This is a genomic window from Rhizobium sp. SRI_017, from assembly GCF_057586295.1.
Genome location: NZ_JBYCZP010000002.1, coordinates 116,429 through 133,219, shown reverse-complemented (window position 1 = coordinate 133,219; position 16,791 = coordinate 116,429). Strand labels below are relative to the sequence as shown.

17 protein-coding genes are annotated in these 16,791 nt (G+C 61.5%); 7 read left to right on the top strand and 10 right to left on the bottom strand.

The window, feature by feature from the left end; genetic code table 11:
* Positions 1 to 71 precede the first annotated feature (71 nt).
* Both AC2YI2_RS05420 and AC2YI2_RS05415 read left to right on the top strand, forming a co-directional pair.
* On the top strand, positions 72 to 563 hold the full coding sequence (locus tag AC2YI2_RS05420) for a CYTH domain-containing protein (protein WP_487385421.1): 492 nt from the start codon (positions 72 to 74) through the stop codon (positions 561 to 563).
* Positions 547 to 1,446 (top strand): CHAD domain-containing protein, encoded by a 900-nt coding sequence (locus AC2YI2_RS05415; protein WP_487385420.1) that lies wholly within the window; start codon positions 547 to 549, stop codon positions 1,444 to 1,446. The genes AC2YI2_RS05420 and AC2YI2_RS05415 overlap by 17 nt, the downstream gene beginning before the upstream one ends.
* A 36-nt stretch (positions 1,447 to 1,482) precedes the next feature.
* Here the strand turns inward: AC2YI2_RS05415 and leuA are convergent, their stop codons facing one another.
* On the bottom strand, positions 1,483 to 3,189 hold the full coding sequence (gene leuA / locus AC2YI2_RS05410) for a 2-isopropylmalate synthase (RefSeq protein ID WP_487385419.1): 1,707 nt from the start codon (positions 3,187 to 3,189) through the stop codon (positions 1,483 to 1,485).
* Between the two features lie 443 nt (positions 3,190 to 3,632).
* Here leuA and AC2YI2_RS05405 point away from each other — a divergent pair, with 443 nt between their 5' ends.
* Positions 3,633 to 4,109, top strand: coding sequence for a hypothetical protein (locus AC2YI2_RS05405; RefSeq protein WP_487385418.1), 477 nt, complete (start codon positions 3,633 to 3,635; stop codon positions 4,107 to 4,109).
* 23 nt (positions 4,110 to 4,132) lie between these two features.
* Here AC2YI2_RS05405 and AC2YI2_RS05400 read toward each other — a convergent pair whose 3' ends face one another.
* From AC2YI2_RS05400 to AC2YI2_RS05385, 4 genes are all read right to left on the bottom strand, one after another.
* Positions 4,133 to 4,360 carry a hypothetical protein gene (locus tag AC2YI2_RS05400; protein WP_487385417.1) on the bottom strand — a complete coding sequence of 76 codons (228 nt, stop codon included), beginning with the start codon at positions 4,358 to 4,360 and terminating at the stop codon, positions 4,133 to 4,135.
* A gap of 15 nt (positions 4,361 to 4,375) precedes the next feature.
* Positions 4,376 to 5,560: a benzoate/H(+) symporter BenE family transporter gene (locus tag AC2YI2_RS05395; protein WP_487385416.1), complete on the bottom strand. Its 1,185-nt coding sequence runs from the start codon at positions 5,558 to 5,560 to the stop codon at positions 4,376 to 4,378.
* 157 nt (positions 5,561 to 5,717) lie between these two features.
* Positions 5,718 to 6,644 (bottom strand): alpha/beta hydrolase, encoded by a 927-nt coding sequence (locus AC2YI2_RS05390; protein ID WP_487385415.1) that lies wholly within the window; start codon positions 6,642 to 6,644, stop codon positions 5,718 to 5,720.
* 162 nt (positions 6,645 to 6,806) lie between these two features.
* Positions 6,807 to 7,400 carry an ATP-dependent Clp protease proteolytic subunit gene (locus AC2YI2_RS05385; RefSeq protein ID WP_487385414.1) on the bottom strand — a complete coding sequence of 198 codons (594 nt, stop codon included), beginning with the start codon at positions 7,398 to 7,400 and terminating at the stop codon, positions 6,807 to 6,809.
* A gap of 237 nt (positions 7,401 to 7,637) precedes the next feature.
* Between AC2YI2_RS05385 and AC2YI2_RS05380 the strand changes: the two genes are divergently transcribed.
* Complete coding sequence (locus tag AC2YI2_RS05380) at positions 7,638 to 8,210, top strand: HupE/UreJ family protein (protein WP_487385413.1); 573 nt, start codon at positions 7,638 to 7,640, stop codon at positions 8,208 to 8,210.
* A 112-nt stretch (positions 8,211 to 8,322) separates the two neighbouring features.
* On the opposite strand, the gene queF is transcribed toward AC2YI2_RS05380, so the two are convergent.
* Both queF and AC2YI2_RS05370 read right to left on the bottom strand, forming a co-directional pair.
* Positions 8,323 to 8,787, bottom strand: coding sequence for a preQ(1) synthase (gene queF, locus AC2YI2_RS05375; RefSeq protein ID WP_487385412.1), 465 nt, complete (start codon positions 8,785 to 8,787; stop codon positions 8,323 to 8,325).
* A gap of 3 nt (positions 8,788 to 8,790) precedes the next feature.
* Entirely contained in the window at positions 8,791 to 9,699 is a 909-nt protein-coding gene (locus AC2YI2_RS05370; RefSeq protein WP_487385411.1) for a cation diffusion facilitator family transporter, read from the bottom strand.
* 210 nt (positions 9,700 to 9,909) lie between these two features.
* On the opposite strand from AC2YI2_RS05370, the gene AC2YI2_RS05365 reads away from it, so the two are divergent.
* The gene (locus tag AC2YI2_RS05365; protein ID WP_487385854.1) at positions 9,910 to 10,194 is read left to right on the top strand and encodes a type II toxin-antitoxin system RelE/ParE family toxin; all 285 of its coding nucleotides are present in this window, start codon (positions 9,910 to 9,912) and stop codon (positions 10,192 to 10,194) included.
* A complete protein-coding gene (locus tag AC2YI2_RS05360; protein ID WP_487385410.1) occupies positions 10,166 to 10,480 on the top strand; it encodes a HigA family addiction module antitoxin in 315 nt (104 codons plus the stop codon). Before AC2YI2_RS05365 ends, AC2YI2_RS05360 begins: the two co-directional genes overlap by 29 nt.
* Before the next feature lie 27 nt (positions 10,481 to 10,507).
* On the opposite strand, the gene AC2YI2_RS05355 is transcribed toward AC2YI2_RS05360, so the two are convergent.
* Positions 10,508 to 12,697, bottom strand: a complete 2,190-nt coding sequence (locus AC2YI2_RS05355) for an anthranilate synthase (protein WP_487385409.1) — start codon at positions 12,695 to 12,697, stop codon at positions 10,508 to 10,510.
* Between the two features lie 521 nt (positions 12,698 to 13,218).
* On the opposite strand from AC2YI2_RS05355, the gene AC2YI2_RS05350 reads away from it, so the two are divergent.
* Positions 13,219 to 13,968, top strand: coding sequence for an extensin-like domain-containing protein (locus AC2YI2_RS05350; protein ID WP_487385408.1), 750 nt, complete (start codon positions 13,219 to 13,221; stop codon positions 13,966 to 13,968).
* 31 nt (positions 13,969 to 13,999) lie between these two features.
* Here AC2YI2_RS05350 and AC2YI2_RS05345 read toward each other — a convergent pair whose 3' ends face one another.
* Together AC2YI2_RS05345 and AC2YI2_RS05340 are read right to left on the bottom strand one after the other, a co-directional pair.
* Positions 14,000 to 15,679 carry a formate--tetrahydrofolate ligase gene (locus AC2YI2_RS05345; RefSeq protein ID WP_487385407.1) on the bottom strand — a complete coding sequence of 560 codons (1,680 nt, stop codon included), beginning with the start codon at positions 15,677 to 15,679 and terminating at the stop codon, positions 14,000 to 14,002.
* Positions 15,680 to 15,800: 121 nt separating this feature from the next.
* Positions 15,801 to 16,721 (bottom strand): bestrophin family protein, encoded by a 921-nt coding sequence (locus tag AC2YI2_RS05340; protein ID WP_487385406.1) that lies wholly within the window; start codon positions 16,719 to 16,721, stop codon positions 15,801 to 15,803.
* Positions 16,722 to 16,791 lie beyond the last annotated feature (70 nt).

Genomic DNA, 16,791 nt, shown 5'->3' with positions numbered 1-16,791 from the left:
ACTTCTGGAGGGTTTTTTGTGACAGCGCTTCGTGCTAGTCGCTGAGTCGGACCCAGGGAGCCCTCGACTGCATGGCCAAGGAAATCGAGCGTAAGTTTCTCGTCGCATCCGACAGTTGGCGGGAGAAGGCCAGGATGGGTAAGAGCTTCCAGCAGGCTATTATCTTCTCTGAAGGCAACCGCACGATCCGCATACGCGCCATCGACCGCAAGCGGGCCCGCCTGACGATCAAGATCGGCATCAACGGCCACCTCTCACGGCATGAATTCGAATATGACGTGCCGATCAAGGACGCCGAAGAACTGCTCGCGCTGGCCAATGGCAGCATGATCACCAAGACGCGCTATGAGGTGAAGCACGCCAAGCATGTCTGGGAGATCGATGTCTATGGTGGCGAGCTCGAAGGCCTGGTCGTTGCCGAAGTCGAGATGAAGAGCGAGAAAGAGCGGCCGGAGCTCCCGGACTGGCTCGGCCGCGAAGTGACGGGCGATGCGCGCTACTCCAACCAGGCACTGGCCGAGGGCAGCCTGCCGGAGAACTGGCGCGATGAAATACAGCCTTGACCTCGACGAACCGCTCAAGGACGAAGTGCGCCGCATCGCGTCCGGCCGACTGACGGATGCTGCGGGGCTGCTGCGCGAGCAGCCGGAGGGTCTGGACAACGCGATTCACGATGCCCGCCGTCACATCAAGCAGTGCCGCGCACTCTACCGCCTGATTGCGAGCGGCGCGAAAGACTTCCAGAAAGCGGAGAACGAGAGGCTCGGCGATATCGGCCGCCGCCTATCGCATTTACGGGACGCCAAGGCCCTGATCGAGGCCACGGACTATCTCCGGCACGAAGTTCCCACCAAATCGAACGGCCTGCTGATGGATCGGCTGGCCAAGCGTCTCGACCAGCGGCGCGCTGAAATGACGACGTCGTCGGCCGAGGCGGCGGACGCATTGGAATCGGCCGGGCAAGACCTGTTGACGGCCGCGGATGCCGTGGAGGGGTTGACGCTGTCGAATGCGCGCCGGAAGAGTGCAGGCTGTCTGTCGCGTGGCTGGGAAACGGTCGGCCGCAAGGCACGCGCGGCGATCAAGGCATCCGCAGACGGGCACGAGGAAGCCTTCCACGACATGCGCAAACGCACGCAGGACCGCTGGATGCATGCGGCGCTGATGCGTGATCTCTGGCCGTCCGCCCTCGCCGCGATCCATCGTCAGGGCAAGATGCTTTCGGATAGACTCGGTCAGGCGCAGGATCTGGCCATCCTGCTCGATGCCGTTGCCGGTTCGAGCGAGCTTGTCACTGATGCAGTCGAAAGCGAAGCAATCCGCGACCTCGTTGTCGCGCAGCAGACGAAGCTGCATCGTGAATGCCGCGAACTCGCCACGGCACTTTTCGACAAGTCAAAGCCACGCGACGGCGTGATGATCGAGCGCTTGCTGCTCGATCGCTGAACGCGGCCGAAGGGCAATCCCCCCGCCGCCTTGTCCTCAGCGCTGGTCTTCGAGCATTCGGTTGATCGCCGAAACGATCGCCTCGAGCGAGGCCGCCACGATATTCGTGTTGATGCCCGCGCCGAAGAGCTTACCCTTTGGCGTGTTCATCTCGACATAGGCGATCGCCGCTGCATTCGAGCCGTGCTGCAGCGAGTGCTCGGAATAATCGTTCACCGAGAGGTCCATGCCGAGATAGATCGACATGGCGTTCATGAACCCGTCGATCGGACCGGTGCCCTTGCCCTCGATGCGCTTGGTCTCGCCCTTGTCGGTTATTTCAGCCGCGAGAACCCGCACTCCCTTGTGCCCGACATCGGGGTAGGTGTGGTGATCGACGAACTTGAACCGGCCCTTGGGCTGCTCGACATAGCGCTCGAGGAAGCGGGCATGAATCGCCTTGGACGGCATCTCCTTGCCGAACTCGTCGGTAATGCGCTGGATGTCGTCGCGGAACTCGATCTGCAGGTTGCGCGGCAGGTTGATGCCGTAGTCTTCCTGCATAATGTAAGCGATGCCGCCCTTGCCCGACTGCGAATTGATGCGGATGATCGCCTCGTAGCTACGGCCGACATCCTGCGGGTCGATCGGCAGATAGGGCACTTCCCAGAGCGGCTTGTTGGCCTGCTTCAGCGCCTTCATGCCCTTGTTGATCGCATCCTGATGCGAGCCGGAGAAGGCCGTATAGACAAGTTCGCCGACATAAGGATGCCGCTCGCCGATCTTCATCTGGTTGGAATATTCGTAGACGCCCTTCATCCGCTCGATGTCGGAGCAATCCAGCTTGGGATCGACGCCCTGGGTGTAGAGATTGAGTGCCAACGTCACGATGTCGACATTGCCGGTGCGCTCGCCATTGCCGAACAAGGTCCCCTCGACGCGGTCGGCGCCAGCCATCAGGGCCAGTTCCGTGGCAGCGATCGCGGTGCCGCGGTCGTTGTGCGGATGCAGCGAGATGATCAGGTTCTCGCGATTGTCCAGATTGCGGCACATCCACTCGATCTGGTCGGCATAGACGTTCGGCGTCGCCATCTCGACGGTGGACGGCAGATTGATGATCAGCTTGTTATCCGGCGTCGGCTTTACTTCAGCGATAACGGCGTTGCAGATCTCCAGCGCCACGTCCAGCTCGGTCCCGGTGAAGCTCTCCGGCGAATATTCGAAGCGGAAGCCGCCGCCGGCCTTCGCGGCCATATCGGTGATCATCTTGGCCGCATCAACGGCAATCTGCTTGATGCCGTGCGTGTCCTTGGCGAACACCACGCGGCGCTGCAGCTCGGATGTCGAATTGTAGAAATGCACGATCGGCCGATGCGCGCCGCGCAAAGCCTCGAAGGTCCGCGTGATCAGCTCGGGCCGGCATTGGACCAGAACCTGGAGCGACACGTCCTCGGGCACATTGCCTTCCTCGATGCACCAGCGCGCAAAGTCGAAATCGGTCTGCGAGGCCGAGGGGAAGCCGATCTCGATCTCCTTGAAGCCCATGTCCAGCAGCAGCTTGAACATCCGCTCCTTGCGGTCATGTCCCATCGGATCGATGAGCGCCTGGTTGCCGTCGCGCAGGTCGACGGAGCACCAGACCGGTGGCGTGGTGATGACCTTGGACGGCCAGGTCCGGTCTTGCAGCGCCACCGGCGCATACTGCTGGTACTTGATGGCGGCATCGGGCATGCCGTTATGGATGGCGTGGGTCTTGATGATCATTGTCTTCGCCTCAGGCAGTCGGCTTCGCTGATACTGTCTTTGAGCGTGTTTGACGACAGGAAAAGCGCGTTTCGCCGAATAAATTCAGAGATTTCGGGTGATTGTCGAGGAGCGCTTTAGTGCCTGCGGCGGTTTCGGCCGCCGGGCGCTCCTCAGTGGACCCGGCAACCGCGAGTAAGCTTGAGGAGAAGGAGGGCGCTCGAAATCGTGACGGCGCGAATGCCGGAACCTACGGTCCCGCCACTGATCATCGCTGCAATGTCATCGTTCGAAGCAAACATGGCGAAAGCTATAGTCGACGAATTTGATGAATGCAACGTGTAGCGTTTGTGACTTTCACAAAGCCTGCACTGGGCTACCCCTTGATCCATCGAAGCCAACCACATCACGCCTCGTCCCGGATTTCAGTCTGCGGGGACGCGCCGAGGACCATGGGGACCGCCATGACCAGCATTTCGTCGATCGGCGCGATCATCGCAGCCGGCACCTGCTTCATGCTCGCCAACCTTGCGCTCAAGGCGCTGGCCGACAAGCCCTTCTACATCCTCTATGGCGTTGCGGGTGCGGCCATCCTCAGCGGCTGCGTCTTCCAGGCGTTGGCCTTCCGGGGCGCCCAGTTCGGCCTCGCCGTCGTGCTGATCCTTGGACTCGAAATGCTCTTCTCCATCCTCGTCGCGCGGGCCTTTTTCGGCGAGACTTACTCAGCCACCAATATGGCGGGCGTTTTGCTGGTCATCATCGGTATGGGCCTGGTTCACGTTCCGGCCGCCGCGCAGCCAGAGACGGCCGAACAGCTGGACAGCTTTCCGACCACCGAGATCGAGAAGGGTTCTCGCCCGATTGTATCGGCACAGGGCGATGCCATCGCAGAACGGTTGAACCCGGCAATGGAGCAAGATGCGTCGCCACCACGTGATTAGGCCGCGGCTCTTGCTCGAAAGAGTTAGCGTCGAGATAGACCAAACAACCAGGAAACGAGAGCGGTTAGCGAAAGGAACACCGCGAAAAATCCCCAGACGACACCGCCATTCGTGAGATTGTCGCCGTCGGGCAAAACACAGCTCGATTCCGCAGCCGCGATGCAGTCGCGATACTTCCAGTAGCGGATGTAGAACAGCCAGGCGAAGAACAGCGCGAGCAGAGAGACTATTCCCGGAAATATTATCCGCATCGGAAACCCCAGCATCTACCGCCTGATGTGACGCACCAAGCCACCCAATGTCATCACCGCGCCACCTGCCAGCAATCCCCAGAAGGCGCCGGATATTCCGGCGAAGCTGATGCCGGAGGCGGTGACGAGGAAGGTCACCGCTGCGGCCTCACGGGTGTCGGGCTCCTTGAAGGCGGCCGTGGCGGAGCCGGAGAAGGCGGCGATCAGCGCCAAGCCGCCGACAGCCTCGATCAGGATAGTCGGCGACAACGCGACGAAAGCTGTCACGGCGCCGGCCGCGAGCCCGATCACGATATAGCCGATACTGGCGACGATGGCCGCCCAGTAGCGCCGCGCCGGATCCCTGTGTGCATCCTCGCCTGCGCACATCGCAGCGGTGATCGCCGCAAGATTGACCGCGTGGCCTCCGAATGGCGCGGAGAGCAGGGAGAAGATACCGGTCACGGTGAAAAGCGGGCCGGGTGCCGGTTCATAACCGTTGACGCGCAGTACCGTGATGCCCGGAATGTTCTGCGACGCCATGGTGATGATGAAGAGCGGCAACGCCACCGAGACGAGACCTCCGACGGTGAATTGCGGCACGACGAGCACGGGCGCCGGGACGATAGCGTGCCAGACGCCGGCAAGCGCACCAGCCGGGATGTCGATACCGAAGGCGATGACCAATACGAAGGCGGCAAGCGCGCTCGGAATGGCCGCCAGCCTGTTGATCGCGCCACCCAGGAAATAGGCGATCACGATCGGCAGGCCGAACCACGGATTGAAGGCAATCGCCTTGACGGGGGCAAAGCAAAGCCCGATCAGCACACCAGCCAGCATCGCATTGGCAAGCGGCGCTGGAATTGCGGAGACAGCCCGGCTGAGCGGCTTGAACAGCCCGGCCGCGATGATCAGCGCCGCCGTCACCAGGAAGGCACCGACTGCGACCGGAAAGCCTCCGTCCAGCGGCCCAGCCGTGGCGAGAAAGGCGGCACCCGGCGTCGACCAGGCAATCGAGATCGGCATCCGCGAGCGCAGGCAAAGCACCATGCCGCAGAGCCCCATGGCAACCGAAAGCGCCATCAGGGCCGACCCCGCTTCGGCATCGCTGGCGCCCACGCCCTTCAGCCCATGCAGCACGACCGCAAAGGACGAGGAGAAGCCGACAAAGGCGGTGAGCACCCCCATGACGAGGCTTTGAACGGAAAAGTCTTTCAACATCAGGACGTTCCGGGCCGGAAGGGCGGGACATGAAAATGGCGGCATCGCCAAGGCAATGCCGCCACTTCGGTTAAGGGGATTTCGTCGTCAAGTCAAAGCGGTTTGAGGGGTTATGGCGCTGCTGGACTACGCGCACTGATCAACCCGCTTCGCGCTGTCAGGGCTGCGCCTTTGGCTCGCTCTGAAGCGTCGTGGCAAACCATTCCGCCGTCTTCTTGATCACACCGTCGGCCATGGTCTGATCGGGACCAAGCACGCCGAAGATATGGTCGCCCTCGGGGATGATCATCGCTTCCTTGGTTGCGTTCTTGGCAAGGCCGATGAAACGATCAGCGTACTGCGCCGAAAAATCCTTGGACCCGGTAATCGTCAGATAGGCGCCGGGATAGGTCGAGATCGCATCGTCAAGCTTGTAATTGCCGAGGCTGTCGAAGAAAGACTGCTTGAGCGCGATCGTGCGGAAGCCGAGATCGAGGCCGACGACACCGTCTTCCTTGGCGCGGTCGAAGGCCTTCTGCCCAAGGGCTCCCAGCATGTCCGCCTGGAAATCGCCGACCGACGACCAGGTCACCAGAGATTTGATTTCCATCGGCTGACCGGAGGCGAGCAGTGTCGCGACGCCGCCGCCAAGGCTAAAGCCGAGCACGCCCATGCGGTTGGGGTCGACACCCTTGGTGCCCCTGAGCACGGCAAAAGCCGCCTTGGCCTGTGCAAGCTGCGCATCGATGGTCGTGGAGCCGGTGTCGCCATCGCTCTTGCCGAAGCCGGCGAAATCAATGCGGAGGGAGGCGATGCCCTTCTGCGCCAGCGCGGTGGCCACGCGCGCATACATCCCGCCCACTTCGTCCTTCGAGCTACCGAAGCCATGCAGCAGCAGCACGGCGGCCACGGGTTCGGTGGAGTCGGGCATGTTGAGCGTTGCAGAAATCCCGCCTTCAAGCGTCATCGGTATGTCCGCAGCATGGGCGGAAAGGGGCAGGACAAAGAGCGCAACGACTGCAGCGACGAACGCCCGGATGCCAGCGGAAAACGGTCGGGGCCTCCGGCGCGACGCGCCATCGAGAAAGCCCAGGGTGGACAGCATGATGATCTCCCGGCGGAATGCGGTTTTGTTTGGCGGCGAATGCTAGGCGGTTTCGCCAATGCGTGCAAGGCGTGCGCTGCACAAATACAATATGTTGAAATCATACGAAAATACCCCGGACTTTCATCCGGGGTACCATTCGAAATGTGGCAGCTGCGCGCCTCAGATGTCGTCTTGCGAGCTAATGATACGCGAGACCAGACCGTAGTCCTTGGCATCTTCGGCCGAGAGCCAATAGTCGCGATCGGTGTCTTTGGCGATCTTTTCAACCGACTGGCCGGTCGCTGCGGCGAAGATCCTGTTGAGGCGCTCGTTCATGCGGATGATCTCACGCGCCTGGATCTCGATGTCCGATGCCATGCCGCGTGTGCCGCCCGAGGGTTGGTGCAGCAGGAAGCGCGTATTGGGCAGGCAAAGGCGCTGTTCCTTGGGAACGCTCACGTAAATAAGCGCGCCCGCCGAAGCCACCCAGCCGGTACCGATCATATAGACCTTCGGCTTGATGAACCTGATCATGTCATGGATCGAGTCGCCGGATTCCACATGGCCGCCGGGCGAACTGACAAAGACCCGGATCGGTTCATCGCTGGCAGCGGCGAAAGCCACGAGCTGTGCGCAAACTTTGTGCGCCAGTTCCTGAGTGATCCCGCCGTAAATGAAAATCGATCGCGACTTGAAGAGATTGGACTCTATGTCCTTGCCGAGCGACGCTTCGCTCTTCTTTTCCTTGCCGTCGTCATCATCGTCGTCGAGCATCCAAGTCTCCAAACTTCCATTCTGTCGACCCTGAGATAGGCCGACTCGTCTCCAAAAACAATGTGTCAATCGCGGATTGCCATTTTCACCTCGGATCAAGGTAAAGGGCCAGAGGAGACGGGTGTCGCGATGGCAACTTTCGCATTGCGTCAAACGACGTATCGACAGGCCTTGAAGCCGGACGCTATCAGCGGATAGTCTCACCGACGACTGCTCGCAAATGCCAAGGGGACTCGAATGCTGAAGCGCCTTTCCGCCACCGCCGCCATCCTGGCCATCACCACCGCACCGGCCTTCGCCCATCTCGATCCGGCCGAGCACGGCTCCTTCATGGCGGGTGTCTCACATCCCCTCTTCGGCGCCGACCATATGCTGGCCATGATCGCCGTCGGCCTCTGGGCGGCACAGATCGGCGGCAAGGCACGCTGGGCGGGTCCGGGGGCCTTCGTTTCGCTGATGGCGCTCGGTTTCATCCTGGCGCTGGCCGGGGCTCCCCTGCCCTTCGTCGAGCCGGGCATCCTTGCTTCCGTGATCGGCCTGGGTTTGCTGGTGGCGCTTGCCGTCCGTGTTCCCGTAGCTATCAGCGCCGCGATGGTTGGCGTCTTCGCTCTCTTTCACGGCCACGCCCATGGCGGCGAACTCGGCTCGGCCACCGCGCTCACCTTCGGCCTAGGCTTTATCGCCTCGACCGCCCTGCTTCATGGTCTGGGTGTCGGGCTTGGGATGCAGGTCGGCGGTCGCAATTCGGTCGTCACGCGTATTCTTGGCGCATTGACCGCAGTCGGCGGCGCCTGGTTGGCTTTCGGTTGAGTCAGTAGTCAGTAGTCAGTAGTCAGTAGTCAGTGGAATGGCCTGAACACATTGCTGAGGTCAAGCGCCGACGCGATCCTACTGACTACTGACTAATTCCTACTGACCCTCTTCAACCGCGTCCGCGATAGGACGGCACGCCCTGGTCCGGCACCCAGACATGCTCGGGCGCCTTGCCGCTCTGCCAGAAGACATCGATCGGAATGCCGCCGCGCGGATACCAGTAGGCGCCAATGCGGAACCATTTCGGCGAGAGCAGCGTCGTCAGGCGCTTGGCGATCTCCATGGTGCAGTCCTCATGGAAGGCACCATGATTGCGGAAGGAATGCATGAAGAGCTTCAGCGACTTCGATTCCACCAGCCACTGGTCCGGCACGTAGTCGATGACGATATGGGCGAAGTCTGGCTGTCCCGTCATCGGGCACAGCGAGGTGAATTCCGGACAGACGAAGCGCACGACATAGTCCATCGACCCGTTCTCGGTCGGCACCTTCTCAAGGATCGCTTCATCCGGGTTTTGCGGTGCCTGTGCCGTCGAACCAAGTTGGGTCAATCCCGATACATCTGTCGTCGCCATGACCTAAGCCCTTTCCATTTTGACGCGGACGCCATGCGCCTTTTCGCTCTCGGGTTCAACATGGATCACGCATTGTGCGCCTGGCAGCGCTGCCTCTATTGCCTCTTCCAGCCGGTCGCAGATGCGATGCGCCTCGCCGACGCTCATCGCCGACGGCACGACCAGGTCGAAGGCGATGAAGCTCGCGCGCCCTGCCTGCCGGGATCTCAGGTGATGCACATTGAGCGCACCCTCGGCATGGGAGGCTATCGCGGCCTTGATCGTGGCCTCTTCCTCAGCCGAGACAGCATGATCCATCAATCCGCTTACCGAGTGCGAAATCACCTTCCAGCCCTGGAACAGGATGTTGAAGGAGACGATGATCGCCATGATCGGATCGAGGATCGCATAGCCGGTGGCGATTGCCAGGACAAGTCCGACCAGCACACCGGCCGATGTCACGACGTCCGAGACGATGTGATGGCCGTCCGCAGTCAGCGCGGGCGAGCGATAGGTCCGTCCGGCGCGGATCAGCACGAAGGCCCAAACCGTGTTGATGATTGCCGCGCCGGTGTTGATGGCCAGACCAAGCACTGGCGCCTCGGGCAGCTTCGGCGCAAATAGGGCACCGGCAGCCTCCTGCACGATCAGCAATGCCGCTACCACGATCAGCGCGCCCTCGACGACGGCGGAGACATATTCCGCCTTGTAGTGGCCAAAAGGGTGATCGTCATCCGCAGGCTTGGCCGCATAGCCGACAACCATCCACGCGATCACTGCGGCGATGACATTGACCGTCGACTCGAGGCCATCCGACAGCAGCGCCACCGACCCGGTCACATACCAGGCGAGCATCTTCAGCCCCATCACTGCCAGTGACAGTGGGATGCCCCAGAAGGCCAGTTGCCTGACGCGTTTGTTCGCCTCGTCCATCGACGCCTCGTTCACCTCCATCCGCGAATGCGAATGATTAGCAAGTGCATGTTTCAAAACGACAAACCGCGCGCAGGGCGGGCCTTGCGCGCGGTTTTGTCAATTGCGGTTCATATGATGGAAACACCCGTCAAGGTCAAGTTGAGAATGCGAGACCGCGACTGTCGGACTTCCCAACGGGGGTATAACGAGTTGCGTTATGATAATTCCATGATCAAAAGCTTCGCAGATGCCGAGACAGAAATCATCTGGTCAGGCCGGCGAAGCCGGAAGCTACCGCCGGATATCCAGTCAACCGCGCTGCGCATGCTCAGAATGCTGAACAACGCGCGCCTGTTGCAGGATCTGCGTGTACCACCCGGCAATCGGCTGGAAGCGCTGAGCGGCAATCGGGCTGGAGAGCACAGCATTCGCATAAACGAGCAATGGCGCATCTGCTTCAAATGGCAGGAAGGAGGCCCGACCGATGTCGAAATCGTCGACTACCATGACTGAGCTTTTGCCCAATCCGCATCCGGGCGAGATTCTCATGGAGGAATTTCTCAGACCGATGGCGATGAGCCAGAATGCGCTCGCCAACGCGGTCCATGTGCCGCCGCGACGCATCAACGAGATCGTCCTCGGCAAGCGCGCAATCACGGCGGACACCGACCTGCGGCTCGCGCGCTATTTCGGTATGGCGGAGGGGTTCTTCCTCGGCCTGCAGGTGGATTTCGACCTCATGCAACGGCGGAGGCAGATCGATGGCGAATTGCTCACCATCGAACCCCGCGCGGCATAACCTGATGCCGCACGGATGTTCGTCCGCTCAGGCCGCCTTCACCTTGGCCTGCTTCGCCAGATGCGCCACGACATTCTCGATCATCCGCATGCCGGCATCCGAGCCGAGCGTCATGATCGATTCCGGGTGGAACTGCACCGCGGCGACCGGCTCCTTGGTATGCTCGATGCCCATGATCGTGCCGTCCTCGGCCTCCGCGGTGATCGTGAATTCGCGCGGCAGCGACGAGGGATCGGCGAAGATCGAGTGGTAACGGCCGACCGTGACTTCCTTGCCGAGGCCGGAGAACACGACGCCCGGCTCGAGAACGCGGATGCGCGAGGGCTTGCCATGCATCGGGATCGCCAGATGCCGCAACTCGCCACCATAGGCTTCGGCGAGCGCCTGCAGGCCCAGGCACACGCCGAAGATCGGCAGTTTGCGCGCCCGCGCCTTCCTGATCGTCGCCTTGCAGTCGAAATCGGTCGGCGAACCCGGTCCGGGCGACAGCACGACGAGATCCGGCTTCATCCGGTCGAACACCTCTTCCGGCACCGGCGTGCGCACGGTGGTCACCGTCGCGCCCGTCTGGCGGAAATAGTTGGCGAGCGTGTGGACGAAGGAGTCCTCGTGGTCGACGAGCAGGATATTGACGCCCGTGCCCACCTTGGCGACATCGCGTTTGGTCATTGAAGAATTCCCAGCCTTGGCATCCCGGATAGCAGCGATCATGGCCGATGCCTTGAGTTCGGTCTCGGCTTCTTCCTCTTCCGGGATTGAATCGTAGAGCAGCGTGGCGCCGGCGCGCACTTCGGCAATACCATCCTTGACGCGCACGGTGCGGAGAGTCAGCCCCGTATTCATGTCGCCATTGAAGCCGACCCAGCCGATCGCGCCGCCATACCACAGACGCGGGCTCTTCTCATGCGCCTCGATGAAGCGCATCGCCCAAAGCTTCGGCGCACCCGTGACGGTGACCGCCCAGGCGTGGCTCAGGAAGCCATCAAAGGCATCCATGTCGTCGCGCAGCCGGCCCTCGATATGGTCGACCGTGTGGATCAGCCGCGAATACATCTCGATCTGGCGGCGGCCGATGACCTTGACCGAGCCGGGCTCGCAGACACGGCTCTTGTCGTTGCGGTCGACGTCGGAGCACATGGTGAGCTCGGACTCGTCCTTCTTCGAATTCAAGAGCTTGAGGATCTGCTCGGAGTCAGAGATCGCATCGTCGCCGCGCTTGATCGTGCCGGAAATGGGGCATGTCTCGATCCGGCGGCCATTGACCCGCACGAACATTTCCGGCGAGGCGCCGATCAGATATTCTTGGTTGCCGAGATTCATGAAGAAGGAATAGGGCGACGGGTTGATCGCCTTGAGCCGCTTGGAAATGTCCGACGGCTTGCTGTCGCAACGTTCCATGAATTTCTGACCGGGCACGACCTCGAACAGATCGCCACGCTGGAAGCTATGCTTCGCCTTCTTCACCAGTTCGGCATATTCGCCCGGGCGATGGTCGCCGCGCGGCGGAATGGTGTCGGTCGGCTTGAACGGCTCGCCCGGAATGTCGCCCGCCTTGCCAAGCGTGGTCTTGCCGTCCTTGGCGAATTCGTAGCGATCGATCCAGGCCTTGGCGGAATAATTATCGACCACAAGGATCTCGTCGGGCAGGAACAGCACCATGTCGCGCTGGTCTGCCGGTCGGGTGAGCTTCAGGTCGATCGCGTCGAACTGGAAGGCGAGGTCGTAGCCGAAAGCGCCGTAAAGGCCGATCTGCGCATCCTCAGCCGAAAAGAACAGAGCCGTGATCGAACGCAGCACCGTAAACACGGTCGGCATCTTCGAACGCTCTTCCTCGGTATAGACCCGGCTCGGCTGGTTGACCGTCAGCTCCAGGCGGCGCGCGGAGCGGGCACCCAGCGTGATCTCGTCCACCGCAGCGAGATGATCGGCGATAATGTCGAGCACCACTTCGCCACGCTCGTTATAGGCCTCGAGCCACATCGAGCGGCCGAAAGAGGAGATACCGAGCGGCGGATCGGCCACGGCAACGTCCCAGCGCGTATAGCGGCCTGGATATTCATAGTTCGACGAAAGCACAGCGCCCCGCCGTTCATCGAGCCGCTCGACATAGGAGGTTATCGCGTCGCCATAGGCGATCTCGCGGCGGGAGCGCGTGACCGTCACGTCCCCCTTGGTGATATATTGCTCGGACCCATCTTCCAGTACGCGCGTTGCCATTCATCCACTCCGTTTCACGGGCCCGGTCTTTGCGCGGCCTGGATATGAAAAAAGCCGCCTCAGTATCCGGGCGGCTTCATCGTCTTGTCGTATCACATGACTCTGCGAGGCCGCGTTTTCAGCGAGCCCACCACCAGACAGTCTTGATCTGCGACGTTTTCATGACTCAACAAATACCAGCGTTTTCGAGATTGACAAGTGGTTCACGCAGCCTCGGCCCGAAAATCCGGCTGTCCCGTTACGCAGGTAACTCTCCGCTCATATCATGAACATCGAATCTCGTGGGCCCGATTCAGACACTCCATGAAGGAGAAACGTGTCGTGTCCCGCGACAATCTCCAGAGAGCCTGCGGCGACGTTATGTCGAGCCGCCATGACGCCGAGGGACGGTAAATCCGGGTTCAGAACGAACTCAGGCCGCTTTCTACGCGTTCCCTCCTTGCCGAACCGCCGGAGGACAGGTCATCAAAATACGTCTGGCACTGCTGCTCGCAGCCTGTCTCCTGTCGATGGGAACCACCTTGCCGGAGACCGGGCCGGTCCCTAAGCCACGGCCAGACATCGCCGCACCGACCGAAGAGAAGCCTGTCGAGAAGGTAAAGCCGGATATTGTCCAGCCTGAAGACAAGTCCAAGCCGACCGATGCCAAGCCGGTGGACAACAACAAGGCCGACGACGACGAAGCCTATATCCCGCCGCCCATAGAGGCCGAGGATCCCGAGCTCTACATCCTTTGCACGGCTGAGCTGAAAGCGATTGGGGCCGACTTCAAGGAGCGTGAGCGGATCGATGACGGCAATGGCTGCGGCATCGATCGCCCGCTCGAATTGAAGACGCTGGGCAATGGCGTCGCCCTCTCGCCGCCCGGCACCATCCGATGCCAGACTGCGGTGAATCTGGCCCGCTGGACCCGCGATGTCGTGACGCCGATGTTGAAGAAATCACAGCCCGATGAAGTCTTGACCGAGGTCCACCAGGCCTCCGCCTATGTCTGCCGCAAGCGCAATGGCGCCGATACGGGCAAGATTTCCGAACACGCGCACGGCAATGCGATCGACATCGCGGGCTTCACCTTCAAATCAGGCAAGACCTTCACCATCGCGCCACGCGAGGAAGACGCGACCCTGAACGGCGCCTTCCAGCGCGCCATCACCAGCGCCGCCTGCCTCTACTTCTCCACCGTGCTCGATCCCGGCAGCGACAAGGCGCACGAGACGCATCTGCATCTCGATACGCTGAAACGAAAAGGCGGCTACCGCTATTGCTGGTAGCCGCCCTGATTGTTCAGTCCGCTTTCGAGGCTCAGAACAGGCCTTCGATCTGCCCCAGATCGTTGAGGAAAATCCGCTCTGAGGAAGGCGACTTCGGCAGGCCCGGCATGGTCATGATCTCGCCGGTGATGACGACGATGAAGCCGGCGCCGGCAGAGAGCCGCACTTCGCGGACCGGGACGGTATGGCCCTCGGGCGCGCCGCGCAGGTTCGGGTCGGTCGAGAAGGAGTACTGGGTCTTGGCCATGCAGATCGGCAGATGGCCGTAGCCCTGGTCTTCCCAGGCGCGCAGTTGGTCGCGGACCGACTTGTCGGCGATCACTTCGCCGGCATGGTAGATATCCTTGGCAATCGTCTCGATCTTCTGGAACAGCGGCATGTCGTCGGGATAGAGCGGCGCGAACTGCGAAGCGCCGGATTCGGCGAGTTGAACCACCTTATTGGCGAGGTCCTCGATCCCGGCCGAGCCTTTGGCCCAATGCTTGCAGAGGATGGCCTCGGCGCCGAGCGTCGCGACATAGTCCTTGATCGCCTGGATTTCACCATCGGTGTCGGAGATGAAGTGGTTGATGCCGACCACGACAGGCACGCCGAACTTCTTGACGTTCTGGATATGACGGCCGAGGTTGGCGCAGCCCTTCTTGACAGCCTCGATGTTCTCCTTGCCGAGGTCTTCCTTCTTCACGCCGCCGTTCATCTTCATGGCACGCGCGGTCGCGACGATCACGGCTGCGTCGGGCTTCAGGCCGGCCTTGCGGCACTTAATGTCGAAGAACTTTTCGGCCCCCAGGTCGGCGCCGAAGCCGGCTTCGGTCACGACATAGTCAGCAAGCTTCAGCGCGGTCGTGGTGGCAACGACCGAGTTGCAACCATGCGCGATGTTGGCGAACGGACCGCCATGCACGAAGGCCGGATTGTTTTCGAGCGTCTGAACGAGGTTCGGCTGCATCGCGTCCTTGAGCAGCACGGTCATCGCGCCATCGGCCTTGATGTCGCGGGCGAAGACCGGGCTCTTGTCCCGGCGGTAAGCGATGATGATGTTGCCGAGACGCTTTTCGAGATCCTTGAGGTCCATCGACAGGCAGAGAATAGCCATGACTTCCGAGGCGACTGTGATGTCGAAGCCGGTCTCGCGCGGATAGCCATTCGGCACGCCGCCGAGCGAAGCGACGATCTGGCGCAGTGCACGGTCATTCATATCCATCACACGGCGCCAGGCGACGCGGCGGATGTCGATGTTCTGCTCGTTGCCCCAGTAGATGTGGTTGTCGATCAGGGCCGAGAGCAGGTTGTGAGCCGAGGTGATGGCGTGGAAGTCGCCGGTGAAGTGGAGGTTCATGTCTTCCATCGGCACGACCTGTGCATAGCCGCCGCCGGCCGCACCGCCCTTGACGCCGAAGCAGGGGCCGAGCGAGGCTTCGCGGATGCAGACGATTGCCTTCTTGCCGATGCGGTTCAGGCCATCGCCGAGGCCGACCGTCGTCGTGGTCTTGCCTTCGCCGGCTGGCGTCGGGTTGATCGCTGTGACCAGGATAAGCTTGCCGTTCTTCTTCTCGCGCTGTGCGGCGATGAATTCGGCGGAAATCTTCGCCTTGTCATGACCATAGGGCAGCAGATGCTCGGAGGGGATGTTCAGCTTGGCGCCGATCTCCATGATGTTCTTCTTTTTCGCAGCGCGTGCGATCTCGATGTCGGACTTTACGTCGGCCATGGCCTGAGAGCCTCCCTTTGGCATCTTGGAATTGGGCTGGAATAGAGCCCGAACGCGGGCTTTATGACCCACTGGAATCTGTCGCGAAATAGACAGAATGCGACATTGGCGACATTTCGCTCTACATGAGCAGAAAATCCTTGGCTTGCGGCAGTGGCGGCAGGTCGGTCTCACCCAGCGCCTCGCGCAGATTGATCTCGATTGTCTGGCTCATCGCCGCGAGTGCCAGCCCGTTGGGGTTGTCTTCGAACGGCTCCTCGAGATGCACCGAGAGCGCATCGAGGCCGAAGAAGCAATAGGCGGTCAGCGCTGAAGCGAAGGGCGTCCCCCAGCCGAGCGAGTCGGCAAAACCGAACGGCATCAGCAGGCAGAAGATATAGGCCGTGCGATGGAGCAGCAGGGTATAGGCGAAGGGTACCGGCGTGTTGTGGATGCGCTCGCAGCCTGCCTGCACCAGCGCCAGCCGTGCCACGCTCTGGTCGAGCGTCTGAAAGATGATGTCGCTGATCGCGCCTCGTGCCCGGAGTGCTGCCAGTTCCCGGCCCATCAGCCGCAGAATTGCATCGGGTCGATTGTGGCTGTGTTCGACGGCTCCGAGATCCTCGACGGGCAAGAATGCCGCGACGCCGGAGAAATCCCCCGCCGACTTGCGCAGGCTCCGCGCAAGCGACCGGGAAAAGCCGATCTGCATATAGAGCAGCCGCGCCCGGACGGACGCATCCGGCGTGCCGTCCAACACCAGAGTCTGACGGGCAAGGTTGCGCGCCACCGCGATCATCTCGCCCCATAGCCGACGCGCCTCCCACCAGCGGTCGTAACAGGCATTGTTGCGGAAGCCGAGAAAGATCGAGAGCGCGATGCCAACCAGCGCGAAAGGCGCCCCGCCGAAGGATGGAACGGCATTGGGCCAGGTCTGGTGTGCCAGCACGATCACCACTGCCACGGCCGCCATGGCAACCACATGCCCCATGATCTCCGACACGATCGAGCCGCGTGTGATGAAGAGAAGCTGGATGAAACTGGGACGCGGGCGGACGATCAAGATGGGTTTCTCCGGCGAAATGCTGGAGGGAGGCTATCTGCGATCTCTGGCTTTGACTATGCCAGCAACG